Raw genomic sequence first — 24,640 nt, forward strand, 5'->3', positions numbered from 1 at the left:
GTATTGAAGAAGATGTTTCTGAAGTCATGGCCGCGTTTCTCGGCCAATACTTCATCAGCAGCCCTGAACGCGACTTGCCCAGCGAGTTGATCGTCAATGTGGTCCACGATGACTTTCCAACACTGATCGCGGCCATCGACGAGCTGCGCGGTCGTGAACTGACCATCAGCCATCGCGTGCGTGGTACGCGAGCGCGCTGGCAGCAATTGGCCGTGACCAATGCCGAGCAGGCGCTGAATGCGCGCCTGGCGAATCGTCAGCACATTACGGCGCGCTTCGATGCATTGGCCGAGGTGCTGAAGCTGGATGAGCCTCCACAACGCCTGGAGTGCTACGACATCAGTCATTCCAGTGGCGAGGCGACGGTGGCGTCCTGCGTGGTCTTCGGCCCCGAAGGCCCGATCAAGTCCGACTACCGCCGGTACAACATCGAAGGCGTTACGGCCGGCGATGATTACGCGGCGATGCACCAGGCGTTGACCCGACGTTTCAGCAAACTGAAGGACGGGGAGGGCAAGCTGCCGGATATCCTGCTGGTGGATGGCGGTAAAGGCCAGTTGTCCATGGCCCGTGACGTACTCGATGAACTGGCCGTACCTGATCTGATCCTGCTCGGCGTGGCAAAAGGCGCGACACGCAAGGCCGGTTTCGAAACCCTGTACCTGAACGATGCCGCGCATGAGTTCACCTTGCGCGGCGATTCTCCTGCGCTGCATCTGATCCAGCAGATTCGCGACGAAGCCCACCGATTTGCCATTACCGGGCACCGCGCCCGGCGTGGAAAAACCCGTCGGACGTCTACACTGGAAGGCGTCGCTGGCGTCGGTCCAACACGTCGGCGGGATTTGTTAAAACATTTTGGTGGATTGCAGGAGCTGTCTCGTGCAAGCATCGAAGAAATTGCCAAAACCCCCGGGATCAGTAAAAAGCTCGCAGAGTTGATTTATGCAAATCTGCACAGCGAGTAGAATGCCCCCTCACCTCGTAGCCAGTTGTGCCGATGAATATCCCTAATCTGATTACCGTTCTACGCGTTCTGCTCATTCCGATCTTCATTTTGCTGTTCTACCTGCCTTACCAGTGGAGCTACCTGGCCTCCGCCTCGGTCTTCGCTTTTGCTGCCGCCACCGACTGGCTGGACGGATACCTGGCCCGCCGCCTGGAACAAAGCACACCGTTCGGGGCTTTTCTCGATCCGGTTGCCGACAAGCTGATGGTCGCGGTTGCGCTGGTACTGTTGGTGCAGGAACACGGAAACCTGTGGCTCACGCTGCCGGCGGCCGTGATCATCGGTCGCGAGATTGTCGTCTCGGCCCTGCGCGAATGGATGGCCGAACTGGGCGCACGTGCCCACGTCGCCGTATCGAACCTTGGCAAATGGAAAACCGCCGCGCAAATGCTCGCACTGGTGATCCTGCTGGCCAATCCCAAGGATTTCAGTTTCTGGGTCTTGCTGGGCTACACCTTGCTGATGGTGTCGGCCGGCCTGACTTTGTGGTCGATGGTCCAGTACCTGCGGGCTGCCTGGCCACATCTGAAGACCGACGTTGAAAAGAAATAAAACTTTTTTGAATCAAAGGGTTGACGGGGCTTCTGGATTCTATAGAATGCGCCACACCAAGACGCGGGAATAGCTCAGTTGGTAGAGCACGACCTTGCCAAGGTCGGGGTCGCGAGTTCGAGTCTCGTTTCCCGCTCCAAGTTTGTACGCATTTGATATCGCGCTACTAGATATCAAATGTTTTGAGGCCGAGTAGCAAAATGGTTATGCAGCGGATTGCAAATCCGCCTACGCCGGTTCGATTCCGACCTCGGCCTCCACTAATAAACAAGCTCCGTAGATCTATGATTTACGGAGCTTTTTTATTTTCAGCAGCCTGCAAGATTTAGTCTTGAAAAGGGTATTTGCGAACTTGCTTCACCGGGGCGGGATGTATATATTTCCACCTCTGCTGCACAGGCGTCAGAATTGCCAGATCGTTATTTGGCACAACCTGGACGCTTCACCGCGCTACCGCCCGAATGGCGAAACTGGTAGACGCATGGGACTTAAAATCCCCCGCTCGTAAGGGCGTGCCGGTTCGATTCCGGCTTCGGGCACCATGAATATCAAGGGCTTGCGTGAGATACCTCATGCAGGCCCTTAGTTTTTTCCGCCATCAAAAAATCTTTTTCGCAATTCGCTACTGCCCGACTGCATGCTCTGCAGGGAACCGGTAGATTTCGACACGCTGCCTGAAACGGGCTTTACTGGAACAAGTCGTGCGGATTATCGAGGGCTGCATGTTCTCGGCAGCCGGTACTGGCTGGATGCCGGGTCCCTATCTACACCCGTCGATGTTGAGGGCCAGCCCATGTCCCGGTTCCTCTGCGCCATGTTGTTCGCGCTGCTGCTAGTCGGCTGCGCCACCACGCGCTTGCCCCATGACTTCAGCGAGGCGATCCCCGCCAGTGAATCGGCTTTCGGGCGTTCGATCCAGGCTCAGGCCGCCGCGCATGAGGGGCGTTCGGGTTTTCGCTTGCTGCCCAACAGCAGTGAAGCATTCCGGGCGCGCGCCGAGTTGATCCGCAATGCGCAGAAATCCGTCGATCTGCAGTACTACATCGTGCATAACGGTCTCAGCACCCGGGCACTGGTTAATGAAATGCTGCTGGCTGCCGATCGCGGCGTACGGATACGTATGCTGCTCGATGACACGGCCACCGACGGCCAGGAAGAAGTCATCGCTACCCTGGCGGTGCACCCGAACATCCATATCCGCGTCTTCAACCCTTTGCATCTGGGCCGCAGCACCATCGTCACTCGAACCATGGGCCGCTTGCTTGATCTTTCCCAACAACACCGACGCATGCACAACAAACTGTGGCTGGCTGACAACAGCGCAGCCATCGTCGGCGGACGCAACCTGGGGGATGAATATTTCGACGCCAAGCCCGATCTCAACTTCACCGACATGGACCTGCTTTGCATCGGCCCGGTCGCCGAGCAGTTGGGGCACAGCTTCGATCAGTACTGGAACAGCGCCTTGAGCCAGTCGATCAGTGACTTCCAGATCAACAAGCCGACAGCACAGGACTTGCTCAAGAGCCGCCAACGTCTGGAGCAGTCGCTCCAGTCCTCACGTACCGAGCACAGGGCGTTGTACGACCATCTCATGACCTACCAGACTCGACCGCAACTCGAGACTTGGCGCAAGCAGCTGATCTGGGCCCATAGCACGGCGATGTGGGACGCTCCGAGCAAGGTCCTGGCTGACGGCGAACCTGCACGCGCGTTATTGATGGCCACACAACTGCGGCCTGAACTCGATGGCGTCAGTAACGAGCTGATCATGATCTCGGCCTACTTCGTCCCGCAACAGTCGGGCATGGACTATCTACTGGGCCGTGCCGATGCCGGCGTTGATGTGCGCCTGCTGACCAACTCACTGGAAGCCACCGATGTGCCGGCGGTGCATGGCGGCTATGCACCGTATCGCAAGACGCTGCTCGAACATGGCGTGAAACTCTTTGAGCTGCGGCGTCAGCCGGACGATCCCGGCCGCAGCTCTTCGTTTGGATTCAGTGGTGGCTCGGACTCCAGCCTGCACACCAAGGCCATGATCCTGGACAAGCAGAAAGTGTTCATCGGCTCGTTCAATTTCGACCCGCGTTCAGTGTTCTGGAACACTGAAGTCGGGGTGCTGGTCGACAGTCCCGAACTGGCCGGCTATGTGCGCCAGGCGGCGCTTGATGGCATGGCGCCGGCCATGAGTTACCAGGCCCGACTGGAAAACGGTGAAGTCGTCTGGTTCACCGAGGACGACGGCCGCCAACATACCTTGAGCAAGGAACCCGGCGGCAAATGGCGCAGCTTTAAAGCCTGGCTCAGCGACAAGGTCGGCCTGGAGAAGATGCTCTGAATCGAAACCCGGAGTCCCCCTCTGGTCTCGTCGTGCAACAGGGATTTACAAAGAACCCTTTCGATAAGGGTGACGCGATCAAGCTGAAAGTCTTCTGACGTTTTTGCCTGCAATTGCCTGACTCAGGCACCTTGCAGGAGCCGGCTTGCCAGTGATGGTCGTTAACGATTACACGTGTGAACTGGATAAACGCGGCGCACTGGAGTCCATCGCCAGCAGGCTGGCTCCTACAGTTTTAGCGTGGGCGCGGCCCCTTGTGGGAGCTGGCTTGCCAGCGATGGTCGTTAACGATTACGCGTGTGAACTGGATGAACGCGGGGCACTTGAGTTCATCGCCAGCAGGCTGGCTCCTACAGTTTCCCGCGTGGGCACGGACCCTTGTGGGAGCTGGCTTGCCAGAGATGGTTGTTAACGATAGCGCGTATGAACTGGATGAACGCGGCGCACTGGAGTCCATCGCCAGCAAGCTGGCTCCTACAGTAGTTACCCGGGATTGTGCGAAGAACCTTATTTTTGAGCGTGATGAATGACACAACGAAATTTTTTGCTGTTGGCTTTGTTGTTCATGTTTTTGACAGGTTGCACGACCACGCCACCCAAGGATCAAGACAATCTCTGCAGTATTTATCGTGAATATCCAGACTGGTACGAGGACTCGCTGGAAATGCAGAGTGAATATGGGACACCACTGCATGTGGCCATGGCCATCATGAAGCAGGAAAGCAGCTACGTGGCGGACGCATTGCCGCCGCGTGACTACCTGCTCTGGGTGATCCCCTGGGGGCGAGTCAGTTCGGCCTACGGTTATGCGCAGGCTCAGGACCCGGTGTGGGGTGAGTACAAGGACAGTACCGGCAACGGCGGTTCACGTGACAGTTTCGACGACGCGATCATGTTTATCGGCTGGTACACCACGGGCACGCAACGTCAGCTCGGAATCTCCAAATGGGACACCTACAATCAGTACCTGGCTTATCACGAGGGGCGTGGGGGCTTTAGCCGCAATTCCTATCGCAGTAAACCGTGGCTGATGCAGGTTGCCCGGAAAGTGCAACAGCAATCGGAGATTTACAACGCCCAACTCAAGCAGTGTCGCCAGGCGCTGGAAGATGATCGCGGTGGGTGGTTCTAGCGCGGCAGAGACTCCGCTAGCGGGCGTTATGGGGGATCAAGGGCTTGCCAGCGAAAGCCGATGCAAGCCCTTGCGGTTTCTGCGCCATCATTTCTGTCTTGATGGTGGTTGCCGGATTTTTTTCAGGAAGCCGGGCCGGTCTTGCGACGATCGCTGCCGGTCGGGTTGCCGGTGTTGATCAGCCTTCTTTCCAGCAATACGTTTTCCAACGCCTGGCGGTCGGACGGGGTCAATTGATGCTCTCGCTCCTTGAGTTCCAGCAGGATCGGGGTGGACCACTGGCGGTAGGTTTGTTCCGCACTACGATTGAGTGACATGCGTTTTCTCCTTGATCAGGCTCCTGCCAATAAAGGCACCGCAGTTCGATACGCAAGACACCCTAGCCGACGAACCCTGTTCTCGCCAATGCGTTACATCGGACGCCCGTTACCCCAGATGCCCGCAGCCGCGGTGCGCTGCACGTAGTCGCTGAAGTCGCGCGCCGGCCGTCCCAGTGCCCGCTGTACGCCATCGCTCACGGGTGTGTTGCGGCCGTCAAGCACGGTGGTGAAGAGGTACAGCACCAGATCGATCAACGCCGGGGGAAGTTGCTCCTGTTCCATTGCCTGTCGATAGGCGTGCGCCGGTATGGCCACGAACTCGATGTTGCGATGGGTGGCACGGGCAATCTCGGCCACGGCGTCGGTAAAGGTCAACGCCCGAGGACCGGTCAATTCATAGAGCAGGTGTGTGTGCCCGGGTTGGGTCAATGCGGCGACGGCGCACTCGGCGATGTCGTCCGCATCGACAAAGGGTTCGGCGACCTGGCCGACGGGGAGTGCGAGTTCACCTTGCACGATGGGTTCAAGAAAGTGCGCCTCGCTGAAGTTCTGGCAAAACCAGCTGGCCCGCAGAATCGTCCAGTCAATCCCGCTGTCCTGTACGACACGTTCGGCCTGTTCTGCTTCGACTTCGCCGCGCCCGGATAACAACACCAGTTTGCGGACTCCGCTTTTCACCGCCAGATCGGTGAAAGCCTGGATGGTTTCGACAGCACCTGGAACGGCGAGATCGGGCTGGAAGGAAATGTAGGCCGCATGAACCCCCTCGATTACCGCGTCCCAGGTTGATCGATCCTCCCAGTCGAAAGGAGGATTCGCATCGCGGGAACCCTGGCGAACGGGCAGGCCGGCCGCTTCGAGTCGTTGGATGATTCGCCGACCGGTTTTGCCGGTGGCGCCGAGGACCAGCAGGGTTTGCTGAGCGGTGTTCATCGCGTTCATCTCCATCGGTTAATGTGAGTAATGCTCACATTAAAAATATGATAGATCCTCATGTTTGTGCGTCAACCCATCGGATCGAATCGCCCGACGGGTGGACATCTGTTGTTTGGCATGGGGATGGGCGATGCTAAGGTGAGTACATGTCACGTTATTGATCGGGAAATTCACTCGTGCGCAAAAAGCCCCCTGAAGCCCTCGAACAGCCTGCTGCAGAAGCTGTTCGGCGTAATCCCACGCAACAGCGCAGTCGCGAGCGTCAGGAGCGGATTCTGACCGCGGCGACTCAATTGATTGCAGACAAGGGCAGCGATCAGCTCAAGATGAGTGAAATCGCCGAGCGCGCGGAAATCTCGATCGGTTCTCTTTATCAGTATTTTCCCGACAAGAGCGCCGTCATCCGAACGCTCGCCGAACGCTACAACGCTGAGAGCCGTCGTTGCATTGAACAGGCATTGGAGGCTGTCGAGGATGCCCAGGGTTTGCAGGCCGCCTATTCGCAGTTGCTCGATCTGTATTACGAAATCGTGATGGCGACACCGGTGATGCGTGACATCTGGTCCGGCATGCAGGCCGACAAGCAGTTGTTGCAGCTGGAGCTGCAGGAGAGTCGGGTGGCCGGAGCGCTGCTGGCCCAGGCCATGCTTCGTGTATATCCGCAAAGCGATGAGCTGAAGGTCCGGCAATCCGCGTTTTTGATCTGGCACCTGGGCGAGGCGACCATGCGGCTGGCTGTCACTTGTACGCCAGGGGAAGGGCGCGCGCTGGTCGAGGCGTTCAAGCGCATGTCCCTGCGCGAGGTCATGGAGCCAGCGTGCAGGGACATCTGATCGCAGTAAAAGCCTGGTAGCTGTTTCAATTGCTTAGACGAAAGGTTGGCCGGCAAATCCCCGTGGCAGTCGTTGCAGGCCGGCCATCGCGGTCAGTCGTTCGGTCCAGGCTGAACGCCAGTTATCGGCGGTGTGCACGGCTTTGGCTTTGCGTGCTGCGCGGCGGGCGGCGTTGCGTTCAGCCTTGCGGGCTTCTTTGTAGGCGTCGGTGTTTCGGCAGCTTCTGCATTTCACCCGATTGAGTTCGCGGGTCGATACCAGGTTGTTGCCGTGGTGACCGCAGGCCAGGTGCCCGCTGACTTTGAAATGAGTGACCATTGGAACGTCTCCTTGGTGACGTGTGATCGGTTGACCCCACGTGAGCGGTGACGTTCGATTGGTTTTGCGCAACAAAAAATCCCGGCACGAGGTCGGGTTGCAAGAGAGGGGAAAAACTCGGCAGGCAGACAGCTATCCGGAGGCGTCAGTGCCACCGGTCATGCTGCCCGAATCGGGCCTGTCCTCGTACCGCGAGTCCGTGGCGGATCATCTGAACCGAGGCAGAGGCCGGTCGACAGGCTGGAGAGAAGACAGCGTGTGCCGGATCAGCGGCGTGTCCTTCTCGATGTCGTTCAGGCGATCACGAATTCTGAGGGCGGTGGGGTGTCCGCCTTGATGATCGACCCAGTCGGCGATTTCCTTGCAGGCCGCAGCCAGGCGCGCCTGACGGGAGTCCAGCAAGGTGAGCAGGGTGGTGATGGACTCTTTTTCGGACATGGGAGACACCTCCGTTCAAGAAACCTGGTGTGGCAGCAAAAAGCCCGCTGGGAGCGAGCTTTCTGCCGTTGGGGTCGCTGTTCCTTCAGCCATTTCAGTATAGACCCGTTAAAAAATGGTGACAGGCCCTCAAACTTGTCGGGCTGTCACTTGTGATTTGGCGTTCAACTGCCGGCAAACTCGCTGAGCGTCTTCTTCAGTGTCGTAGCCATCGCCGATAAAGCCTTGGGTGCGGGTATCGGCGATGCGATACCAGACCGCGGCATCCGGAGGCAGATGGTCATTTTCACCCGCACGGCGGCCATGGATGATGATCTTGTTGCAACGCTTCACGACGAAAATGTCTTCCATGGCGTCTCCGCAGCGGATTCGTGTTCAGTTCAACTATAGAAGTCATTGGTGATCGTGCAAAAAATAGGCAGGTCAACTCGTCGGTTCAGGCGCGACGGGCATTCTCTCAAGGAAGTTCGCCAGTCTGACCTCCTCGGCCGATAGCCCCTTGCGCGCCCTGGTTCTTGGCAGTTGCGCCAGGTCACCGAGAAGAAAGCCATCCAGCACCGCGGGGTGGATATAGCATTTGCGGCACACCGCCGGGGTATTGCCGAGCTGCCTGGCCACATTCTTGACCATTTCCACCAGGTGCCGCCTGGCATCCGTTTCAGGCTCCCAGTGCAGTTTGCGCAACATCGCCAGGGCCAGGACGCTGCCGGCCCAGGTGCGGTAATCCTTGGCGGTGAAATCGGCGCCGGTGAGGGTTTGCAAATAGCTTTTGATGTCGGATGAACAGACGGTGTGCCGGTCTCCGTTTTCATCCAGATACTGAAACAGGTTCTGCCCGGGAATGTCCTGGCAGCGTTTGATGATCCGCGCCAGTCTTCGGTCTTTCACGGTGATCTGGTGCTCGACGCCACTTTTGCCGCGGAACTGGAACAGGATGGCGCTGCCGTTGATCTCCACATGGCGGCTGCGCAAGGTCGTCAGGCCGTAGGAGCGGTTGTCCCGGGCATATTGGCTGTTGCCGATACGAATCAACGTCGTGTCCAGCAGGGTGATGACCGTGGCCATGACTTTGTCGCGACTGAATCCCGGTGCCGCCAATTCGGCTTCAAGTCGCTGACGCAGTTTCGGCAAGGCCAGCCCGAACTCACGCAGGCGCAAGTATTTGTCGGCGTCGCGCACCTCCCGCCAGCGCGGATGATAACGGTATTGTTTGCGACCCCGGGCATCCCGGCCGGTGGCCTGCAGGTGCCCGCATGGATCGGCGCAGATCCACACTTGGGTATAGGCGGGTGGCACCGCGAGTGCGTTGAGGTGTTTGATTGCCTCCGGGTCGGTGATGCGCTGGCCAGCCGGGTCGAAATAGGCGAATTTTCCCCGCAGTTTCCTGCGGGTGATGCCCGGTTGGGTGTCATCGACATAATGCAAGTCAGGCGGCAGTGCATCGGGCATGACAGGCGTCCTGGGCGAGGAATCACGGGGCGTTACAGCCATGGACCGCGCCCCGCTGCAGTCGTGCCGGCGGATTTACGCCAGTACTGCGACCGCTTTGATTTGTGCCCAGAGTTGCTGGCCAGGGTGGACGTTCAGTTGATCGCGGGAATAGCGCGTGATCCGCGCCAGTAGCGGCGTACCGGCGGCGTCCAGGCGAATCAGCACATGGGCGGCGTTGTCGGCGTTCATTTCACTGACTACAGTGACCGGCAGGCGATTGAGAATGCTGCTTTGCCCGGCACTGTGCAGGTTCAGGCTGACATCCCGCGCCTGGACCTTGCAGCGCAGTGCCTGGCCTGCATCCATGGGCGTATGCGGTACCCGAATGTTCAGGCTGGTGCCGGGCAATTGCAGGCTCAGCAATTGATAGTCGGCGTCATAGGCGCTGACACGACCTTCGATCACCACACCGGCGTCGTCCCCCATGGCCAGAGGCAAGTCGAGGCGCGCCAGGGTCTGGCCGATCGGACCGCTGGCCAGTGCCTTGCCGTGGCTGAGCAACACGATATGGTCGGCCAGCCGCGCGACCTCATCCTGGGAGTGGCTGACGTACAGCACCGGAATGTCGAGCTCGTCGTGCAGCCGCTGCAGGTAAGGCAGGATTTCACTTTTGCGTTGGGCATCCAGCGCCGCCAGGGGCTCGTCCATCAACAACAGTTTCGGGCTGGTGAGCAAAGCGCGGGCGATGCCGACGCGCTGTCGCTCGCCGCCTGAAAGGTGTTGCGGATGGCGGTCCAGCAAATGGCGGATGCCGAGCAATTCGGTGGCGTGGGCCATGTCGACCCGACGCTGCGACTTCGGGATGCGCTTGAGGCCGAACTCCAGGTTGGCCAGCACCGACAGATGAGGAAACAGGCTGGCTTCCTGGAACACGTAGCCCAGCGTGCGTTTGTGCGGCGCGACGAAAACCTTGTTGTCGCTGTCTTGCCAGACTTCATCGTTGACCTGGATAAAACCCTGATCGGCCCGTTCCAGGCCGGCGATGCAGCGCAGGCAAGTGGTCTTGCCCGAGCCGGAATGACCGTACAGCGCCGTGACGCCACGGCCCGGCAGTTGCAGGTCGACGTCCAGGGCGAAGCCTGGGTAATCCAGTTTCAGGCGCATGTGAATCATCGCTCAGCTCCAGCCCGCTTTGGTTTTTCGGCTGGAATACAGCGCCAGCAAGACAACAAACGAGAACACCAGCATCGCCCCGGCCAGCCAATGGGCCTGGGCGTATTCCATGGCTTCGACGTGATCGTAGATCTGCACCGAGACCACGCGGGTCTTCTCGGGAATGTTGCCGCCGATCATCAGCACCACGCCGAACTCGCCGACCGTGTGGGCGAAACCGAGAATGGCGGCGGTAATGAAACCGGGGCGGGCCAGGGGCAGGGTCACGCTGAAAAAGGTGTCCCAGGGATTGGCCCGCAACGTTGCGGCCACTTCGAGCGGGCGCGTGCCAATGGCGGAAAAAGCGTTTTGCAGCGGCTGGACGACAAAGGGCATCGAATACAACACCGAGCCGATGACCAGCCCTGCAAAACTGAACGTGAGGGTGCCAAGACCGAGTGATTGGGTGAACTGGCCAATGAATCCGTGAGGGCCTAGCGCCAGCAGCAGATAAAAACCGATCACGGTCGGTGGCAACACCAGCGGCAGGGCGACAATCGCCCCGACCGGACCGCGCAACCAGGAGCGGGTGCGCGAAAGCCATAACGCAATCGGAGTGCCGACAATCAGCAGGATGACGGTCGTCAGGGACGCCAGTTTCAGGGTCAGCCAGATGGCGGAAAAATCGGCACTCGATAGCGACATTTTAGATTTCGTAGCCGTAGGACTTGATGACAGCTGCCGCCTTAGGCCCCTTGAGGTAGTCAACCAATGCCTTGGCGGCCGGGTTGTCCTTGCCCTTGTTGAGGATCACGGCGTCCTGCTTGATCGGGTCGTGCAGGCTGGCCGGAACGATCCAGGCCGAACCGCTGGTGATCTTGCCGTCCTTGTAGATCTGCGACAGCGCGACAAAACCCAGCTCGGCGTTGCCGGTGGAGACGAACTGATAGGCCTGGGTGATGTTCTGGCCTTCAACGATCTTGTCCTTGACCTTGTCGGTCAGACCTTCCCTGGCCAGTACCTGGGTCGCCGCCAGGCCATAAGGCGCGGCCTTCGGATTGGCGATGGACAGGTGTTGGTACTCGTTCTTTTTCAGCACGTCGCCCTTGGCATCGACGTAGCCTTCCTTGGCCGACCATAGCGCCAGGGTGCCGACTGCGTAGGTGAAGCGCGAACCCTTGACGGTATCGCCTTCGGCCTCGAGTTTTTTCGGGGTGCTGTCGTCTGCCGAGAGGAACACTTCGAACGGCGCGCCGTTTTTGATCTGGGTGTAGAACTGGCCGGTGGCACCAAAGGCGGTGACCAGTTTATGCCCGGTATCCTTTTCGAAATCAGCGGCGATGGCCTGGATGGGCGCGGTGAAGTTGGCAGCGACAGCCACCTGGACTTCGTCCGCCTGGGCTGAGCCGAAGGCGAATACGGCGAGCAGGCTCGTGAGGCATGCAGGGGTAAAACGTGAGGCGCGAAGGGTCATGAAACGGCTCCGTTAAAGGCTATTGCAGCAGGGGTGAATCGTTATGTAGAGAAATATATAGCGAATTGCCTTTAAACGGAATGTGTTGCGTTAAAATTGTATACAATTTTAACGCAGGTTATGCTCAGAGGCGACCTAGCAGCCTCGCTAATCCTTCTTCAGCCAGTTTTCGAGTCAGTGCCTCGGTGGTCAATTCAACGCCGAGAGTAAATGCCTGGCCGGCCCAGAGGTTGCTGAATTCCGCTTCACCTTTGGCCCGCAACGGCATCAACGCGCCACCGGCCAGGGGGAAGGCCGGGGCCTTGGCGCTCATGGGGCCCAGTTCACGCATCACCCGATTAAGAATGCCCCGGGCCGGGCGACCGGTGAACACGTTGGTCACCGCCGTCTCGCTTTCCTTGGCGGTGCGCAACGCTTTGTGATGGGACGGGCTGACCTTGGCCTCCGGGGTGAACAGGTATGCGGTGCCCACCTGTACCGCCGACGCCCCCAGCATGAAGGCAGCGGCGACGCCTCGTGCATCAGCGATGCCGCCAGCGGCAATCACCGGTACTTTCACTGCATCGACGACTTGCGGCACCAGGGCGAAAGTCCCCACCTGGCTGCTCAGGTCATCGCTGAGAAACATCCCGCGATGGCCTCCGGCTTCATAGCCCATGGCAATGATCGCATCGCAGCCATGCTGCTCCAGCCACACGGCTTCTTCGACGGTGGTGGCCGAGGACAACACTTTCGCACCGGTGGCTTTGACCCGGTCGAGCAGGGACTTTTCCGGCAAGCCAAAGTGGAAGCTCACCACCTCGGGGCGAAACTCTTCGATCACTTGGCAGGCCGCGTCATCGAACGGCGCTCGATTGGACACCGGGGTTGGCGCATCGAAATCGGCGCCGAGTTCCTGGTAGTAGGGTTGCAGCAGATTTTTCCAGTCCTGCGCGCGTTGCTCATCAGGGGCTGGAGGCTGATGACAGAAGAAATTGACGTTGATCGGGTGCCGGGTGTGTTGGCGGATGGTTTTCAGCTCTTCGCGCAGTTGATCGATGCTGAGCATCGCCGCGGGCATCGAGCCGAGGCCGCCGGCATTGCAGGCCGCAATCACCATGGACGAGTTTGTGGCACCGGCCATCGGCCCCTGAATGATCGGCAGTTCGATCCCGAGCAGGTCAAGAATGCGGGTATCTGGCCATGGGTTCATGTGCTGTGTTCTCCGACGTTGAAGCAGGGCAGGGACGGTAGAACAGGATTTGTAACGCAACGATTGGCGCAAGGCCAGTCGTCATTTGAGTTCACCGGGCTTTCTTCGGTGCCCGACGGGTCGGTTGATTGGCTTAAAGTCGGGTACGACAATCCGTTGCCATGTGTTATTTCAAATGCACCACAACGCGACTGATTCCATTGAGAGGCCTTAATGTTCAAAGGTATTTTGATCGACAAAGACGACAGCGGTTACCGGGCCACACTGCAAGAGATCCAGGACGATCAGTTACCCGAGGGCGATGTCACGGTGCGTGTCGCCTACAGCACGCTGAACTTCAAGGATGGCCTGGCGATCACCGGCAGCAGTCCGGTGGTGCGCAAATTCCCGATGGTACCGGGCATCGACCTGGCCGGTGTGGTCGAGGTCAGCGGGCATCCGGACTACAAGGTCGGTGACCATGTCCTGCTCAATGGCTGGGGCGTAGGGGAAGGGCATTGGGGCGGCCTGGCGCAAAAAGCTCGCCTGAACGGTGACTGGCTGATCCCGCTGCCCAAGGCATTCACCGCCGCCCAGGCGATGGCCATCGGTACGGCCGGCTACACGGCCATGCTGTGCATCCTGGCTTTGGAACATAACGGTGTGACGCCCGGGCAGGGTGAAATCCTGGTCACCGGCGCCAACGGTGGCGTCGGCAGTTTCGCCATCGCGTTGCTGAGCAAGCTTGGCTATCGAGTGGTCGCGTCCACCGGACGTACGTCGGAGCACGACTACCTGAAGCAACTGGGCGCCAGCGAAATCATCGATCGCGCCACGCTATCCGAGCCGGGCAAACCCTTGGCCAAGGAGCGCTGGGCGGCCGTCATTGATTCGGTCGGCAGCCACACCCTGGCCAATGCGTGCGCCAGCACCAAGGCCAATGGCACCGTCGCGGCCTGCGGTTTGGCGCAGGGCATGGACTTTCCGGCGTCCGTTGCGCCCTTCATTCTGCGCGGTGTGACCCTGGCCGGCATCAACAGCGTGACCCAGCCCAAAGCCAAGCGCGTGGAGGCCTGGAGTCGCCTGGCCGAGGACCTGGACTTCAACCTGTTGCCGTTGATCAGTCACGAAATTGGCTTGAGCGAAGCCATTGAGGCCGCACCGCGCTTGCTTGCCGGGCAGTTGCGCGGGCGCGTGGTGGTGGATGTGAATCGCTGATTACCGCGATTCGCGCTCCAGCAACTGGCGTTTGCGCTCGACACCCCAGCGATAGCCCGAGAGATTGCCATCGCTGCGCACCACGCGATGGCACGGGATCGCCACGGCCAGGCTGTTCGCGCCGCAGGCTTGAGCGACGGCGCGAACGGCTTTTGGCGAACCGATGCGTAGCGCGACATCGGCGTAGCTCGCCGTGCTGCCAACGGGAATCTCCCGCAGTGCTTGCCAGACCCGCTCCTGAAATGCGGTGCCGCGTACATCCAATGGCAGGTCCAGGCCAATCGCCGGGGCTTCAATAAAGCCGACGACCTTGGCAATCAACGCTTCGAACGCCTGATCGGCGCCAATCAAATTGGCTCGCCGGAACTTGTCTTGCAGATCACAAACCAGTTGGTGCGGATCATCACCGAGCAAAATCGCGCAAACCCCGCGTTCACTTTGCGCCACCAGAATCGCCCCCAGCGAACACTGGCCCACGGCAAAACGAATGTCGTTGTTTTGCCCGGCCGCGCGGTAGTCCCCGGGTTTCATTCCGAGCAACTGGTCTGCCGTTTCGTAAAACCGGCTGTTGGAGTTGAAGCCGGCGTCATACAGGGCATCGGTCACCGAGCCGCCGTCTGCCAGGCGCTCGCGCACCTTGCGTGAACGATGGGCATCGGCGTAGCCCTTGGGCGTCAGGCCGGTGACGGCTTTGAACACGCGATGGAAATGGAAGCTGCTCAATCCCGCAGCCTCGGCCAGTTCGCCCAGGGTGGGTAGCGTTTCGGCGCCTTCAATCTGGCGGCAGGCAGCGGCCACGGTGGCGGCATGCTGCGCGGCGAGTTCGCTCTGATCCTTTGCCGCGCGCTTGCTCGGACGATACCCCGCGGCCCGGGCCTGTTCGGCGCTATCGAAGAATTCGACATTGTGTGGCTTGGGCAAGCGCGCAAGGCTGCTGGGGTTGCAGTAGATGCCTGTGGTCTTCACGGCATAGACAAACTGCCCGTCAGCCTTGGGGTCGCGCGCGACCACGGCGGCCCAGCGCGGATCGTTTTCGGTGGTGATCCTGGTCGATCGGGTTGTCATGGCGTCACGTCCTTTGAGGAGTTGCCTGCAGATTAACCATGGGGCAATTCCCACACACTCCGGCGCTTGCGGTCAAATTCGAAGTCTTCATCCGGCGGTGCGGAAGGTGAAGTTGATGCGTTGCTCGCCCAGTCTTGGGTGAAGGCCGTCCTTGATCGGCAATACGCCGTGATAACGCAGGCGATCCACGCCACCCCAGACCACGATGTCACCATGCAGCAGGGGGATGCGCTGGCTTTTGTCACTGCGTGCAAAGCCGCCGAACAGGAACATCGCCGGCAAGCCCAGCGATACCGAAACGATGGGGGCTGCGTAGGAATGTTCGTCCTTGTCTTGATGCAATGACATTTTTGCCCCGGGGATGTAGCGGTTGATCAGGCAGGAATCGGGCACAAAACCGCTGAAACCCGCTGCCTGCGCTGCCGCTTGTGCCAGTTGGAGAAACACCTCGGGCATCAATGGCCAGGGCTGACCGGTCTGGGGATCGTGACGGGTGTAGCGGTATCCGGTGCGGTCCGTGGTCCAGCCGAATGTGCCGCAACTGCTCAGGGCGACCGACATGGTAAAGCCGCCGGGCGTGAGCATCTGCCGAAACGGCGCGGCCGCCAGCACTGCCTCCAGAGCGGGCAGCAAACGCTCGAGCCACGGCAGGGCGAAGCCTCTGAGCACCCAGGATTGTTCACCGATCTGCTCGCGCCTGGGCTCTTGCTCGGGCTCTGCATCGGCAAACAGATCGAAAGTCAGCGGGTTCATGGACTCATGTCGCATCGTGAAAGATGATTCCAAGGGTATGCCGTTTGCCGCTGTGCAGGCGACTCACGCCGTGACGCAGGGTCACGCGGTAGTAACCGCGAGTGCCTTTGACCGGCCGCTGGTTGACGGCAAAGATCAGCCCGTCACCTTTCTTCAGGTCGATGACCATCGGCCGTGACTGCATCCGCGGGCGTTGTTCGGTCATGACAAATTCGCCACCGGTGAAGTGTTGATCGGGGTCCGACAGCAGAATCGCCACTTGCAGCGGGAAAACGTGCTCACCGTACAGATCCTGATGCAGGCAGTTGTAGTCCTGCGGACCATATTGCAGCAATAAGGGGGTCGGACGGTTCTGACCAGCGGCATGACAGCGCTCGAGGAAGGCGGGATGAGTGTCAGGAAAACGCTGCGGCAAACCCATTTGTTCATGCCAGCGATTGGCGATGGGCGCCAGGCGCGGGTAGAGCGCGCTGCGCAAGCGCGCCACAAGGTCCGGCAACGGGTAGCTGAAATACTTGTACTCGCCGCGGCCGAAGCCGTGACGAGCCATCACCACGTGCGAGCGAAAGGACTCGGTCCGGGGGTACAGGGCGCTGACCTGATCACAAGCCTTGTGGCTCAGCAGTGAAGGGATGACGGCGTAACCGTCCAGGTCGAGTTGCTGTTCCAGTCGGGGCCAGTCCAGCCGGTCCAGATATTGCTCGCTCATTGCCGGGCCTCTAGTGGTTGAGGTGGCCAGTCTGGAGGACTTGAATGCAGCAGGCACTCCGGCGCTTGCGGTCGAACTGCGAACGGGAGCCGACGTCCATTGTCGCTCCGGATTGCGTTACAGCGCTTTGCTGACGCTGATTTCGCTGATGACGTCGTCCTGTCCATGAATGGCATCCAGCGCCGCTTTGGCTTCTTCTGCGGTGCCGTTTTCAAGCTGGGCAAACTCGAAGCGGCGCTCGCCGTTGAGTTTGTATTTGATGACGTACTTGGTCGTTTGGGCCACGGTCGTATCTGCCTGTCTTGTGTTTCGGGTGTGCTGATCAGCTCAGTTTCGTGCTGGAACGGCGAATGATTTTGATCGAGTGCGTCAGGGTGGGCTTGCGCGTCACGCTGATAGCGCGGCGGTTGACGGTGTCGATCGTGATGTTCCAGAAACCGGTGCTGGGGGCGGTGATGCGCGCCGGAAACGTGTCGAACGCACCGCCGTGATAGGTGTGACGGCCGCCATTCTTGAAGCTGCGGAAGTTGGCGTCGTTCATCAAACGGATGTTGCACATTTGGGAGCATTGAATGACGACGATGTCGTCTTCATTGAGGTGCTCGCGCTGATGGATAAATTTCATGGGGCGCCTCCAGAAGGGCTTTTTCTACAAAATCAAAACGATAGCATGGGCGATGGGCGCAGTTTATCAGCCCGAAGGCCTTATTATCCGGCCGCCTTGACAATAAAAAACGCTAATTTCACCTTTGATGAGCGATAAAGCAGTTTGCCTCGGAGAAAAAACGCATCTGCGTTGTCCGAGCCTCTTTATCGGAGGTTTTGTATGAAGTGGGGTTTGTGGGTTGTTTCGCTGGCGGCATTGGTGAGTGGTTGTGCGAACGTCTCTGACATCAACGAGTCACTGCCGACCATGAGCGTGATTTCTGGCAAGAACCCCCATGAATATGCGCAATGCCTCAGCGAAAAACTGACCGACAGTCGTGGCGCCTTGCAAATCGAACCGCACAAGGATGGCCTGCGTGTGATCGTGCCGCTCAAGTATTCCACGGGGCCGTCAGCCGTTTTCGACATTGAAGAGCGCTCCGGTGGCAGCAGCATCAAGCTGCACGAAAGCATGTCCAACGTCCCGGTGCGTCCAAAGGATGTACAGAAGGCTGCCACCGAGTGCATTTCCGGCTGATAAACTATCGACCCACAGCACCGATGCCGCCAAAGCCTGGCTTTGGCGGCATCGTCATTTCTGGAGTCGACTATGAAACGAGAGCAGGTCCGGGAGCGCCATTCAGAGGGACTTATCACTGCCACCCATGTGATCCAGAATCCAGCGGAGCTGGGGGAATGGATCGTGTTTTTCAAGAAAAGCGCCGGGCGCAGCTATTTCCTGGTGGATGACAATGACGAAGTCGAGTCCTTTGGCAAACTCGACGATTTGATCGAAACAGTGCGCGGACTCGGGATCAAGTTCGCCGAAATTCATCTGTAGGGCCGAGCGCCTTATTTGCAGACCACCACGACGCTGCGGTTCTTGTAATTGCCGATATCGGCGCCGAGGGTTTTTTCACTGACCTTGAGCGCTGGCGTGCCGTCGGTGCCGACAATCCGGTAGCCGGTACCTGCACAGGAGGCATCGGCCTTTTCGTAGCAGGCGGCCCAGGAATTCGCCTCTCCCGAGCAATCGATCGTCAGACCCTGCTCTCCGTTGCCCAGGTAGGTTTCTTCCGACGTTGCGCAGCCGCTCAGGGCCAATACCGCTAGCAAAGGCAAAATTTTATTCATGGTTTGATCATCGTCAGGGGGGTGGGCTAAGGCTGAGACAGCGTCGGACTCAAAAGGTTATAGCCAAAGGCCACTTCTTTTTCGGTGTTCATTAAAAAGCCCTGCGCCATGGCAGGGCTTTTCGCATCGAACGTCGATCAGCTCTTGTCCTTGCCGCGTCGCTTGGGTTCCGGGTGCTCAAGCTCCAGCACCGAGGCCACCTCGATTGCCAGGGCTTCGGAAGGGAAAGGCCCGGCGATATGTTCACCGGCGACACTGGCCACCCACCATTGGCCGTCTTTCACCTTGTTGATCAGGAATCCGTTGACGCTTTTTGCTTCCGACATCTATTTGCCTCGTTGTCTGGTTCAATCGCGCCATGATACCGGCAAACGCATGCAACGGGGGGGCGATGGGCGTATGGTGGGGCGTTCCGGGTCAGCGAAACCGTGCAATTGCGCAAGTCTCTGCTATGTATAAGAGGTTGCGCAGTGACCTGCGCACTCCCGCAGGGAACTATCGGCAAGATTATTTCTCTATGTTGGCATCGGTTAGCCAGAGCGGGGCATTGTAAGGTGCTCGCCGCCTGATTAGACTGCGCCGAAACTCGTACACGCACAGCCTTACAAGGACTTATATGATCAAGAAATGCTTGTTCCCAGCAGCCGGTTACGGTACTCGCTTCCTGCCAGCGACTAAAGCCATGCCCAAAGAAATGCTGCCGGTGGTGAACAAGCCACTGATCCAGTACGGCGTCGAAGAGGCACTGGATGCCGGCTTGAACGAAATCTCCATCGTCACCGGTCGCGGCAAGCGCGCCCTGGAAGACCACTTCGACATCAGCTACGAGCTGGAAAACCAGATCAAGGGCACCGACAAGGAAAAATACCTGGTCGGCATCCGTCGCCTGCTGGATGAGTGCTCGTTCTCCTACACTCGCCAGACAGAAATGAAAGGCCTGGGTCATGCGATCCTGACCGGTCGCCCGCTGATCGGCGACGAGCCGTTCGCCGTGGTGTTGGCAGATGACCTGTGCGTCAACCTGGAAGGTGACGGCGTACTCAAGCAGATGGTTAAGCTGTACAAACAGTATCGCTGCACCATCGTCGCGATCATGGAAGTGGACCCGCAGGAAACCAGCAAGTACGGCGTGATTGCAGGCGACCTGATTGGTGACGACCTGTACCGCGTGCGCAACATGGTCGAGAAACCAAAACCGGAAGATGCCCCATCGAACCTGGCGATCATCGGTCGTTACATCATGACGCCGGACATCTTCAGCCTGATCGAACAAACCGAGCCAGGCAAAGGTGGCGAGATCCAGATCACTGACGCCCTGATGAAACAGGCGCAGGATGGATGCGTGATTGCCTACAAGTTCAAAGGCAAGCGTTTCGACTGCGGTGGCGCTGAAGGCTATATCGACGCGACCAACTTCTGCTTCGAGAACTTCTACAAGACGGGCAAGGCTTACTGATAGCTGGCGACCTGTTTGTAATGAAAAGCCACCTTCGGGTGGCTTTTTCATTTTCCGGCCTCATATCGTGTTCAGCGCTTGCTCCACAAATGTCCGCAGGTATGCTGGTCACCTGCCGAGGAGATTGAAAATGGCCTACGATTTTGACCTTTATGTGATTGGTGCCGGTTCCGGCGGTGTGCGGGCTGCGCGGTTTGCTGCCGGGTTTGGTGCGAAAGTGGCGGTGGCCGAGAGTCGCTACCTGGGCGGCACTTGTGTGAACGTCGGTTGTGTGCCGAAAAAATTGCTGGTCTACGGTGCGCACTTCGCCGAGGACTTCGAGCAGGCATCCGGTTTTGGCTGGAGCCTGGATGAAGCGCAGTTCGATTGGGCGACGCTGATCGCCAACAAGGACCGCGAGATCAATCGCCTCAATGGCATTTATCGCAACCTGCTGGTCAACAGCGGCGTGACCTTGCATGAGGGGCACGCGAAAATCGTCGATCCGCATCAGGTCGAGATCAATGGCGATCGCTTTACCGCCAGGAATATTCTGATCGCGACTGGAGGCTGGCCACAGATTCCGGAGATTCCGGGGCACGAGCATGCCATCAGTTCCAACCAGGCATTCTTCCTCAAAGAGCTGCCCAAGCGGGTGTTGGTGGTGGGCGGTGGCTACATTGCGGTCGAGTTCGCCGGGATCTTCCATGGTCTGGGTGCCCAGACCACGTTGTTGTATCGCGGCGAACTGTTCCTGCGCGGCTTTGACGGTTCGGTGCGCAAGCATTTGCAGGAAGAGTTGACCAAGCGTGGCATGGACCTGCAATTCAACGCGGACATCGAGCGCATCGACAAGCAGGCCGATGGCAGCCTGAAAGTCACGCTCAAGGACGGCCGCCAGCTGGAAACCGATTGTGTGTTCTACGCCACCGGGCGTCGTCCGATGCTGGACAATCTCGGGCTGGAAAACACCGGGGTCAAGCTCGACAAGAAGGGCTTTGTCGAAGTCGATGAGTTGTATCAGACCGCCGAGCCGTCGATCCTGGCGCTGGGCGATGTGATCGGTCGTGTTCAACTGACACCGGTCGCGCTGGCTGAAGGCATGGCGGTTGCGCGACGTCTGTTCAAGCCTGAGCAGTATCGTGCGGTGGATTACAAGATGATCCCGACGGCAGTGTTCAGCCTGCCGAACATCGGCACCGTCGGTTTGACCGAAGAAGAGGCCCGCGAAGCCGGCCACGACGTGCAGATCTTCGAAAGCCGCTTCCGGCCAATGAAGCTGACCCTGACAGAGTGCCAGGAGCGCACGCTGATGAAGCTGGTGGTGGATGCCAGGACCGACAAGGTATTGGGTTGCCACATGGTCGGCCCGGAGGCCGGTGAAATCGTCCAGGGCCTGGCGATTGCCTTGAAGGCTGGCGCCACCAAGCGCGACTTCGACGAAACCATCGGCGTGCACCCGACGGCCGCCGAAGAGTTCGTCACCATGCGCACGCCGGTCGCCGGTTAATCGTCCTTCGCTGCGTCTGCCGCTGCCGCAAGGGTCGCGGCCAGACGTACGCGTTCTTCCAGATCCGTCCGGGTCCTGGTCAGTTCAATTTCCAGTGACTTGTTGAGCTGCGACTGCTCATCGACGTTCTGCTTGAGTGCCTGACTTTCCAGCAAGGCGACGCGCAGGCGTTCCTGGAGGAGGGTGCGCTCGCCGTCGACGCGGGTGGCTTGTTCCAGCAACTGATCCTGGCGGGTATTGCTTTGCTTGAGCTGTTCCTGCAGCAGGCTCAGCTCGCGCAGTGTGCCGCGGTTTTCAGTCAGCAAGCGTTCGTTGTCGCGGTGCAACTGGGTGATTTCATCCTGGCGTACCAGTGCGCTTTGTTGTGCCTGGCGCAGTTCCATCTGTAGCTGTTGCACCTGGCCTTCGTGGCGACTCATTTCCTGTTCGCGCTGTTCCTTGACCGCATTGCGGTAGTGCTCCAGTGCGTCGCGGGTGTGCAGGTGCTTTTCCTCAAGGGAGCGGATCTGCTCATCCTTGTCTTTCAAGCGCAATTCGAAATCGGCCAGCGCCTGGTTCATCCCGGCGTTACGGGTTTGCTCCGTTTGCAGCATGGCGCGGGTTTCTTGCAGGGCCTCGGATTCCTGAGTCAGTGCCAGGCTCTGGAACTCGTATTGCTGGTGCAGTTCGCTGTTGGCCTCTTGCGCTTCGTCGAGCTGTTTTTCCAAAGCCTTGCGTTGTTCCTCGTACTGCGTGCGCGCCTGGTCGATGGGTTCCTGTGCCTGCTCCTTGAGTCTTTGGGCGAGCCGCGCCACCAGCGCCATCAGTTCATCGTCAATCGGTTCTGCTGGCGTTTCGACCGCCTCGTTCCTGTCATCGAGCTCTTTGAGGTAGCGATGAATCGTGGTTTTCGAGCCGGTATTGCCCATTTCGATCCGTACGGCATCGATGCTGGGGTTTTCGCCACGGGCAAGGATCGCCAACCGAGCGGCTTGCACCACCGCTTTATTTACACCGCCGCGTGCCATGAGATCTCCCGGGTTTTGTTAATGTGGTACGTACCACGTAAATACACATTGTACCATTCAATTGATAAAGTTAAATGCTGAATGTAATTAACACGGGATATACTGGTATTACCCCGTGTGATCGCAGTTTCGAGGTATTCCTCGCGCTATTTCCGTACACAAACCCTGTAGGAGCGAGCCAGCTCGCGAAAAACCCGAGACCGCCGCGGGGCACCTGCCAACCAGCGTCATCGTTAACGATCATCGCGAGCAAGCTCGCTCCTACAGTCGGTCAAAACAGGTTCATGCCCTATGAGCGATCTGGATCGCTATCTGCAAGCCGCGACTCGCGACAACACCCGTCGCAGCTATCGGGCAGCCATCGAACACTTCGAAGTCACGTGGGGCGGTTTTCTGCCGGCAACCGGTGACAGCGTGGCGCGCTATCTGGTGGCTCATGCCGGCGTGTTGTCGATCAATACGCTGAAACTGCGCTTGTCGGCCTTGGCGCAGTGGCACAACAGCCAGGGTTTTGCCGACCCCACCAAGGCGCCGGTGGTGCGCAAGGTGTTCAAGGGCATCCGTGCGTTGCATCCGGCCCAGGAAAAACAGGCCGAACCCTTGCAGCTTCAACACCTGGAGCAGGTGGTCAGTCGTCTGGAGCTGGAAGTGCAAATCGCAAGGGCCGAAGGCGACCGACCGGGATTGCTGCGGGCCAGGCGCGACATGGCGTTGATCCTGCTGGGCTTCTGGCGCGGCTTTCGCAGCGACGAGTTGTGCAGGCTTCAGGTTGAACACGTGCAGGCCAGCGCCGGTTCCGGCATCAGCCTTTATCTGCCGCGCAGCAAGAGTGATCGCGACAACCTCGGCAAGACTTATCAGACGCCGGCCTTGCAGCGGTTGTGCCCGGTGCAGGCTTACATCGAATGGATCACCGAAGCGGCACTGGTGCGTGGGCCGGTGTTTCGTGGCATCGATCGCTGGGGGCATCTGGGTGAGGAGGGGTTGCACGCCAACAGCGTGATTCCCTTATTGCGCCAGGCGCTGGCGCGCGCAGGCATTGCCGGTGAACTCTACACCAGCCATTCCTTGCGCCGCGGCTTTGCGACCTGGGCGCATCAAAGTGGCTGGGATCTGAAGTCGCTGATGAGTTATGTGGGCTGGAAGGACATGAAGTCGGCCATGCGCTACATCGAAGCCAGTCCGTTCCTGGGGATGGCGCGCCTCACGGAAAAGCCGATCGAGTCCTAGAGATCGTTTTCTTCTATAAATACAGTCGGCTAATAGCGAAAGCCAATCAGCAGCATCAGGTTTGCCAATGAGCCTTCCGTTCGTCGAGTGGGTAAAGTTCTCTCCATCAACTTCTTAACCCCTGACGGAGAGTCAACGATGCCTATCATCAACAGCCAAGTTAAACCGTTCAAAGCTGACGCATTCAAAAATGGCGACTTCGTAAAAGTCTCGGACGCTGACCTGAAAGGCAAGTGGTCTGTCGTGTTCTTCTACCCGGCCGACTTCACCTTCGTCTGCCCGACCGAGCTGGAAGACCTGGCTGACAACTACGACGCCTTCCAGAAGCTGGGCGTCGAGATCTACAGCGTTTCCACCGACACCCACTTTGCCCACGCTGCCTGGCACAACACTTCGCCAGCCATCGGCAAGATCCAGTACACCATGATCGGCGACCCGACCCACGCCATCTCCCGCAACTTCGACGTGCTGATCGAAGAAGCAGGCCTGGCTGACCGTGGCACCTTCGTGATCAACCCGGAAGGCCAGATCAAGATCGTTGAACTGAACGACGGCGGTGTAGGTCGTGACGCTTCCGAGCTGCTGCGCAAAATCAAGGCTGCCCAGTACGTCGCTGCTCACCCAGGCCAGGTTTGCCCTGCCAAGTGGAAAGAAGGCGAGGCCACTCTGGCGCCGTCCCTGGACCTGGTCGGCAAGATCTAAGTCTGTGACGCGCTTCATCAGGGCGGACTTCCGCACCTTCTAAGCAAGCTGCACCGCCCAATAAAAACGCCCGGGCGAGATTCGCTCGGGCGTTTTTTTATGTCTTCGCAAAAGCAAAAAGGAAA

At 59.0% G+C, this 24,640-nt stretch carries 30 protein-coding genes and 3 tRNA genes; 14 read left to right on the forward strand and 19 right to left on the reverse strand.

Annotated elements, in window-relative coordinates; translation table 11 throughout:
* The 7 genes from BSF40_RS21235 to BSF40_RS21270 all read left to right on the forward strand — a co-directional run.
* The coding region (locus BSF40_RS21235; RefSeq protein WP_141249771.1) for an excinuclease ABC subunit UvrC at nt 1-968 on the forward strand (968 nt) is incomplete at its 5' end.
* A gap of 32 nt (nt 969-1,000) precedes the next feature.
* On the forward strand, nt 1,001-1,561 hold the full coding sequence (pgsA, locus tag BSF40_RS21240) for a CDP-diacylglycerol--glycerol-3-phosphate 3-phosphatidyltransferase (protein WP_007992985.1): 561 nt from the start codon (nt 1,001-1,003) through the stop codon (nt 1,559-1,561).
* Nucleotides 1,562-1,624: 63 nt separating this feature from the next.
* Nucleotides 1,625-1,700: transfer RNA gene (locus BSF40_RS21245), tRNA-Gly, on the forward strand.
* A 47-nt stretch (nt 1,701-1,747) separates the two neighbouring features.
* Nucleotides 1,748-1,821: transfer RNA gene (locus tag BSF40_RS21250), tRNA-Cys, on the forward strand.
* A 195-nt stretch (nt 1,822-2,016) separates the two neighbouring features.
* Nucleotides 2,017-2,103, forward strand: a tRNA-Leu gene (locus tag BSF40_RS21255).
* Between the two features lie 251 nt (nt 2,104-2,354).
* Complete coding sequence (locus tag BSF40_RS21260; protein ID WP_095966608.1) at nt 2,355-3,902, forward strand: phospholipase D family protein; 1,548 nt, start codon at nt 2,355-2,357, stop codon at nt 3,900-3,902.
* Nucleotides 3,903-4,428: 526 nt separating this feature from the next.
* Nucleotides 4,429-5,034, forward strand: a complete 606-nt coding sequence (locus BSF40_RS21270; RefSeq protein ID WP_095966609.1) for a hypothetical protein — start codon at nt 4,429-4,431, stop codon at nt 5,032-5,034.
* A gap of 122 nt (nt 5,035-5,156) precedes the next feature.
* Here BSF40_RS21270 and BSF40_RS21275 read toward each other — a convergent pair whose 3' ends face one another.
* Both BSF40_RS21275 and BSF40_RS21280 read right to left on the reverse strand, forming a co-directional pair.
* Nucleotides 5,157-5,351 carry a hypothetical protein gene (locus BSF40_RS21275; RefSeq protein ID WP_095966610.1) on the reverse strand — a complete coding sequence of 65 codons (195 nt, stop codon included), beginning with the start codon at nt 5,349-5,351 and terminating at the stop codon, nt 5,157-5,159.
* Between the two features lie 93 nt (nt 5,352-5,444).
* Complete coding sequence (locus BSF40_RS21280; RefSeq protein ID WP_095966611.1) at nt 5,445-6,287, reverse strand: NAD(P)H-binding protein; 843 nt, start codon at nt 6,285-6,287, stop codon at nt 5,445-5,447.
* A 179-nt stretch (nt 6,288-6,466) separates the two neighbouring features.
* On the opposite strand from BSF40_RS21280, the gene BSF40_RS21285 reads away from it, so the two are divergent.
* Nucleotides 6,467-7,123, forward strand: a complete 657-nt coding sequence (locus tag BSF40_RS21285) for a TetR/AcrR family transcriptional regulator (RefSeq protein ID WP_095966612.1) — start codon at nt 6,467-6,469, stop codon at nt 7,121-7,123.
* A gap of 33 nt (nt 7,124-7,156) precedes the next feature.
* Here BSF40_RS21285 and BSF40_RS21290 read toward each other — a convergent pair whose 3' ends face one another.
* From BSF40_RS21290 to BSF40_RS21325, 8 genes are all read right to left on the reverse strand, one after another.
* Nucleotides 7,157-7,441, reverse strand: a complete 285-nt coding sequence (locus BSF40_RS21290) for a hypothetical protein (RefSeq protein ID WP_007975979.1) — start codon at nt 7,439-7,441, stop codon at nt 7,157-7,159.
* Nucleotides 7,442-7,648: 207 nt separating this feature from the next.
* A complete protein-coding gene (locus BSF40_RS21295) occupies nt 7,649-7,879 on the reverse strand; it encodes a hypothetical protein (RefSeq protein ID WP_007975977.1) in 231 nt (76 codons plus the stop codon).
* A 129-nt stretch (nt 7,880-8,008) separates the two neighbouring features.
* On the reverse strand, nt 8,009-8,230 hold the full coding sequence (locus tag BSF40_RS21300) for a hypothetical protein (protein ID WP_095966613.1): 222 nt from the start codon (nt 8,228-8,230) through the stop codon (nt 8,009-8,011).
* Nucleotides 8,231-8,302: 72 nt separating this feature from the next.
* Nucleotides 8,303-9,328, reverse strand: coding sequence for a DNA topoisomerase IB (locus BSF40_RS21305; RefSeq protein ID WP_095966614.1), 1,026 nt, complete (start codon nt 9,326-9,328; stop codon nt 8,303-8,305).
* A 75-nt stretch (nt 9,329-9,403) separates the two neighbouring features.
* Nucleotides 9,404-10,483, reverse strand: coding sequence for a molybdenum ABC transporter ATP-binding protein (gene modC, locus BSF40_RS21310; RefSeq protein WP_095966615.1), 1,080 nt, complete (start codon nt 10,481-10,483; stop codon nt 9,404-9,406).
* A 3-nt stretch (nt 10,484-10,486) separates the two neighbouring features.
* Nucleotides 10,487-11,167 carry a molybdate ABC transporter permease subunit gene (modB, locus tag BSF40_RS21315; RefSeq protein WP_015094922.1) on the reverse strand — a complete coding sequence of 227 codons (681 nt, stop codon included), beginning with the start codon at nt 11,165-11,167 and terminating at the stop codon, nt 10,487-10,489.
* Nucleotide 11,168: 1 nt separating this feature from the next.
* On the reverse strand, nt 11,169-11,936 hold the full coding sequence (gene modA, locus BSF40_RS21320; protein WP_095966616.1) for a molybdate ABC transporter substrate-binding protein: 768 nt from the start codon (nt 11,934-11,936) through the stop codon (nt 11,169-11,171).
* Between the two features lie 124 nt (nt 11,937-12,060).
* Nucleotides 12,061-13,128 carry a nitronate monooxygenase family protein gene (locus BSF40_RS21325; protein WP_095966617.1) on the reverse strand — a complete coding sequence of 356 codons (1,068 nt, stop codon included), beginning with the start codon at nt 13,126-13,128 and terminating at the stop codon, nt 12,061-12,063.
* 213 nt (nt 13,129-13,341) lie between these two features.
* On the opposite strand from BSF40_RS21325, the gene BSF40_RS21330 reads away from it, so the two are divergent.
* Entirely contained in the window at nt 13,342-14,325 is a 984-nt protein-coding gene (locus BSF40_RS21330) for an MDR family oxidoreductase (RefSeq protein WP_095966618.1), read from the forward strand.
* On the opposite strand, the gene ada is transcribed toward BSF40_RS21330, so the two are convergent.
* The 5 genes from ada to BSF40_RS21355 all read right to left on the reverse strand — a co-directional run bounded on the left by ada (nt 14,326) and on the right by BSF40_RS21355 (nt 17,477).
* Complete coding sequence (gene ada, locus BSF40_RS21335) at nt 14,326-15,390, reverse strand: bifunctional DNA-binding transcriptional regulator/O6-methylguanine-DNA methyltransferase Ada (RefSeq protein WP_095966619.1); 1,065 nt, start codon at nt 15,388-15,390, stop codon at nt 14,326-14,328.
* Nucleotides 15,391-15,477: 87 nt separating this feature from the next.
* Nucleotides 15,478-16,158 (reverse strand): DNA oxidative demethylase AlkB, encoded by a 681-nt coding sequence (gene alkB / locus BSF40_RS21340; RefSeq protein WP_095966620.1) that lies wholly within the window; start codon nt 16,156-16,158, stop codon nt 15,478-15,480.
* On the reverse strand, nt 16,148-16,852 hold the full coding sequence (locus BSF40_RS21345) for a 2OG-Fe(II) oxygenase (RefSeq protein ID WP_095966621.1): 705 nt from the start codon (nt 16,850-16,852) through the stop codon (nt 16,148-16,150). The genes alkB and BSF40_RS21345 overlap by 11 nt, the downstream gene beginning before the upstream one ends.
* A gap of 117 nt (nt 16,853-16,969) precedes the next feature.
* Nucleotides 16,970-17,137 (reverse strand): hypothetical protein, encoded by a 168-nt coding sequence (locus tag BSF40_RS32750; protein WP_007985513.1) that lies wholly within the window; start codon nt 17,135-17,137, stop codon nt 16,970-16,972.
* A 37-nt stretch (nt 17,138-17,174) separates the two neighbouring features.
* Entirely contained in the window at nt 17,175-17,477 is a 303-nt protein-coding gene (locus BSF40_RS21355) for a DUF1883 domain-containing protein (RefSeq protein WP_007912251.1), read from the reverse strand.
* A gap of 201 nt (nt 17,478-17,678) precedes the next feature.
* Between BSF40_RS21355 and BSF40_RS21360 the strand changes: the two genes are divergently transcribed.
* Nucleotides 17,679-18,035 carry a hypothetical protein gene (locus tag BSF40_RS21360; protein ID WP_095966622.1) on the forward strand — a complete coding sequence of 119 codons (357 nt, stop codon included), beginning with the start codon at nt 17,679-17,681 and terminating at the stop codon, nt 18,033-18,035.
* Nucleotides 18,036-18,137: 102 nt separating this feature from the next.
* On the opposite strand, the gene BSF40_RS33595 is transcribed toward BSF40_RS21360, so the two are convergent.
* From BSF40_RS33595 to BSF40_RS21375, 3 genes are all read right to left on the reverse strand, one after another.
* Nucleotides 18,138-18,332, reverse strand: a complete 195-nt coding sequence (locus tag BSF40_RS33595) for an amidohydrolase family protein (RefSeq protein ID WP_141249773.1) — start codon at nt 18,330-18,332, stop codon at nt 18,138-18,140.
* 17 nt (nt 18,333-18,349) lie between these two features.
* The gene (locus BSF40_RS21370; RefSeq protein ID WP_015094930.1) at nt 18,350-18,631 is read right to left on the reverse strand and encodes a hypothetical protein; all 282 of its coding nucleotides are present in this window, start codon (nt 18,629-18,631) and stop codon (nt 18,350-18,352) included.
* A 137-nt stretch (nt 18,632-18,768) separates the two neighbouring features.
* Nucleotides 18,769-18,957, reverse strand: coding sequence for a hypothetical protein (locus BSF40_RS21375; RefSeq protein ID WP_095966624.1), 189 nt, complete (start codon nt 18,955-18,957; stop codon nt 18,769-18,771).
* A 290-nt stretch (nt 18,958-19,247) separates the two neighbouring features.
* Here BSF40_RS21375 and galU point away from each other — a divergent pair, with 290 nt between their 5' ends.
* Both galU and gorA read left to right on the forward strand, forming a co-directional pair.
* Nucleotides 19,248-20,087: a UTP--glucose-1-phosphate uridylyltransferase GalU gene (gene galU / locus BSF40_RS21380; RefSeq protein WP_007975949.1), complete on the forward strand. Its 840-nt coding sequence runs from the start codon at nt 19,248-19,250 to the stop codon at nt 20,085-20,087.
* A 130-nt stretch (nt 20,088-20,217) separates the two neighbouring features.
* Nucleotides 20,218-21,576, forward strand: a complete 1,359-nt coding sequence (gorA, locus tag BSF40_RS21385; RefSeq protein ID WP_095966625.1) for a glutathione-disulfide reductase — start codon at nt 20,218-20,220, stop codon at nt 21,574-21,576.
* On the opposite strand, the gene BSF40_RS21390 is transcribed toward gorA, so the two are convergent.
* Complete coding sequence (locus BSF40_RS21390; protein ID WP_095966626.1) at nt 21,573-22,583, reverse strand: DNA-binding protein; 1,011 nt, start codon at nt 22,581-22,583, stop codon at nt 21,573-21,575. The two genes, gorA and BSF40_RS21390, sit on opposite strands and share 4 nt — an antisense overlap.
* A 291-nt stretch (nt 22,584-22,874) precedes the next feature.
* On the opposite strand from BSF40_RS21390, the gene BSF40_RS21400 reads away from it, so the two are divergent.
* A complete protein-coding gene (locus tag BSF40_RS21400) occupies nt 22,875-23,813 on the forward strand; it encodes a site-specific integrase (protein ID WP_095966628.1) in 939 nt (312 codons plus the stop codon).
* 138 nt (nt 23,814-23,951) lie between these two features.
* Nucleotides 23,952-24,515, forward strand: coding sequence for an alkyl hydroperoxide reductase subunit C (gene ahpC / locus BSF40_RS21405; protein WP_007975937.1), 564 nt, complete (start codon nt 23,952-23,954; stop codon nt 24,513-24,515).
* The last annotated feature ends 125 nt before the right edge of the window (nt 24,516-24,640 follow it).

Origin of the sequence: Pseudomonas sp. ACN5, from assembly GCF_002303975.1 — a bacterium.
GTDB lineage: Bacteria > Pseudomonadota > Gammaproteobacteria > Pseudomonadales > Pseudomonadaceae > Aquipseudomonas > Aquipseudomonas laurylsulfatiphila.

What these genes read in the sequence shown, in the direction of transcription:
- BSF40_RS21355 (WP_007912251.1), bottom strand. Translation starts at nt 17,477, where the DNA reads ATGAAATTTATCCATCAGCGCGAGCACCTCAATGAAGACGACATCGTC.
- modA (WP_095966616.1), bottom strand. Translation starts at nt 11,936, where the DNA reads ATGACCCTTCGCGCCTCACGTTTTACCCCTGCATGCCTCACGAGCCTG.
- galU (WP_007975949.1), top strand. Translation starts at nt 19,248, where the DNA reads ATGATCAAGAAATGCTTGTTCCCAGCAGCCGGTTACGGTACTCGCTTC.
- BSF40_RS21400 (WP_095966628.1), top strand. Translation starts at nt 22,875, where the DNA reads ATGAGCGATCTGGATCGCTATCTGCAAGCCGCGACTCGCGACAACACC.
- BSF40_RS21325 (WP_095966617.1), bottom strand. Translation starts at nt 13,128, where the DNA reads ATGAACCCATGGCCAGATACCCGCATTCTTGACCTGCTCGGGATCGAA.
- BSF40_RS21290 (WP_007975979.1), bottom strand. Translation starts at nt 7,441, where the DNA reads ATGGTCACTCATTTCAAAGTCAGCGGGCACCTGGCCTGCGGTCACCAC.
- BSF40_RS21370 (WP_015094930.1), bottom strand. Translation starts at nt 18,631, where the DNA reads ATGAATAAAATTTTGCCTTTGCTAGCGGTATTGGCCCTGAGCGGCTGC.
- BSF40_RS21330 (WP_095966618.1), top strand. Translation starts at nt 13,342, where the DNA reads ATGTTCAAAGGTATTTTGATCGACAAAGACGACAGCGGTTACCGGGCC.
- ahpC (WP_007975937.1), top strand. Translation starts at nt 23,952, where the DNA reads ATGCCTATCATCAACAGCCAAGTTAAACCGTTCAAAGCTGACGCATTC.
- BSF40_RS33595 (WP_141249773.1), bottom strand. Translation starts at nt 18,332, where the DNA reads ATGAATTTCGGCGAACTTGATCCCGAGTCCGCGCACTGTTTCGATCAA.
- pgsA (WP_007992985.1), top strand. Translation starts at nt 1,001, where the DNA reads ATGAATATCCCTAATCTGATTACCGTTCTACGCGTTCTGCTCATTCCG.
- BSF40_RS21375 (WP_095966624.1), bottom strand. Translation starts at nt 18,957, where the DNA reads ATGTCGGAAGCAAAAAGCGTCAACGGATTCCTGATCAACAAGGTGAAA.
- BSF40_RS21295 (WP_007975977.1), bottom strand. Translation starts at nt 7,879, where the DNA reads ATGTCCGAAAAAGAGTCCATCACCACCCTGCTCACCTTGCTGGACTCC.
- BSF40_RS21260 (WP_095966608.1), top strand. Translation starts at nt 2,355, where the DNA reads ATGTCCCGGTTCCTCTGCGCCATGTTGTTCGCGCTGCTGCTAGTCGGC.
- BSF40_RS21270 (WP_095966609.1), top strand. Translation starts at nt 4,429, where the DNA reads ATGACACAACGAAATTTTTTGCTGTTGGCTTTGTTGTTCATGTTTTTG.
- BSF40_RS21300 (WP_095966613.1), bottom strand. Translation starts at nt 8,230, where the DNA reads ATGGAAGACATTTTCGTCGTGAAGCGTTGCAACAAGATCATCATCCAT.
- BSF40_RS21280 (WP_095966611.1), bottom strand. Translation starts at nt 6,287, where the DNA reads ATGAACACCGCTCAGCAAACCCTGCTGGTCCTCGGCGCCACCGGCAAA.
- gorA (WP_095966625.1), top strand. Translation starts at nt 20,218, where the DNA reads ATGGCCTACGATTTTGACCTTTATGTGATTGGTGCCGGTTCCGGCGGT.
- alkB (WP_095966620.1), bottom strand. Translation starts at nt 16,158, where the DNA reads ATGCGACATGAGTCCATGAACCCGCTGACTTTCGATCTGTTTGCCGAT.
- BSF40_RS21305 (WP_095966614.1), bottom strand. Translation starts at nt 9,328, where the DNA reads ATGCCCGATGCACTGCCGCCTGACTTGCATTATGTCGATGACACCCAA.
- BSF40_RS21360 (WP_095966622.1), top strand. Translation starts at nt 17,679, where the DNA reads ATGAAGTGGGGTTTGTGGGTTGTTTCGCTGGCGGCATTGGTGAGTGGT.
- BSF40_RS21275 (WP_095966610.1), bottom strand. Translation starts at nt 5,351, where the DNA reads ATGTCACTCAATCGTAGTGCGGAACAAACCTACCGCCAGTGGTCCACC.
- BSF40_RS21390 (WP_095966626.1), bottom strand. Translation starts at nt 22,583, where the DNA reads ATGGCACGCGGCGGTGTAAATAAAGCGGTGGTGCAAGCCGCTCGGTTG.
- ada (WP_095966619.1), bottom strand. Translation starts at nt 15,390, where the DNA reads ATGACAACCCGATCGACCAGGATCACCACCGAAAACGATCCGCGCTGG.
- modB (WP_015094922.1), bottom strand. Translation starts at nt 11,167, where the DNA reads ATGTCGCTATCGAGTGCCGATTTTTCCGCCATCTGGCTGACCCTGAAA.
- BSF40_RS21345 (WP_095966621.1), bottom strand. Translation starts at nt 16,852, where the DNA reads ATGAGCGAGCAATATCTGGACCGGCTGGACTGGCCCCGACTGGAACAG.
- modC (WP_095966615.1), bottom strand. Translation starts at nt 10,483, where the DNA reads ATGATTCACATGCGCCTGAAACTGGATTACCCAGGCTTCGCCCTGGAC.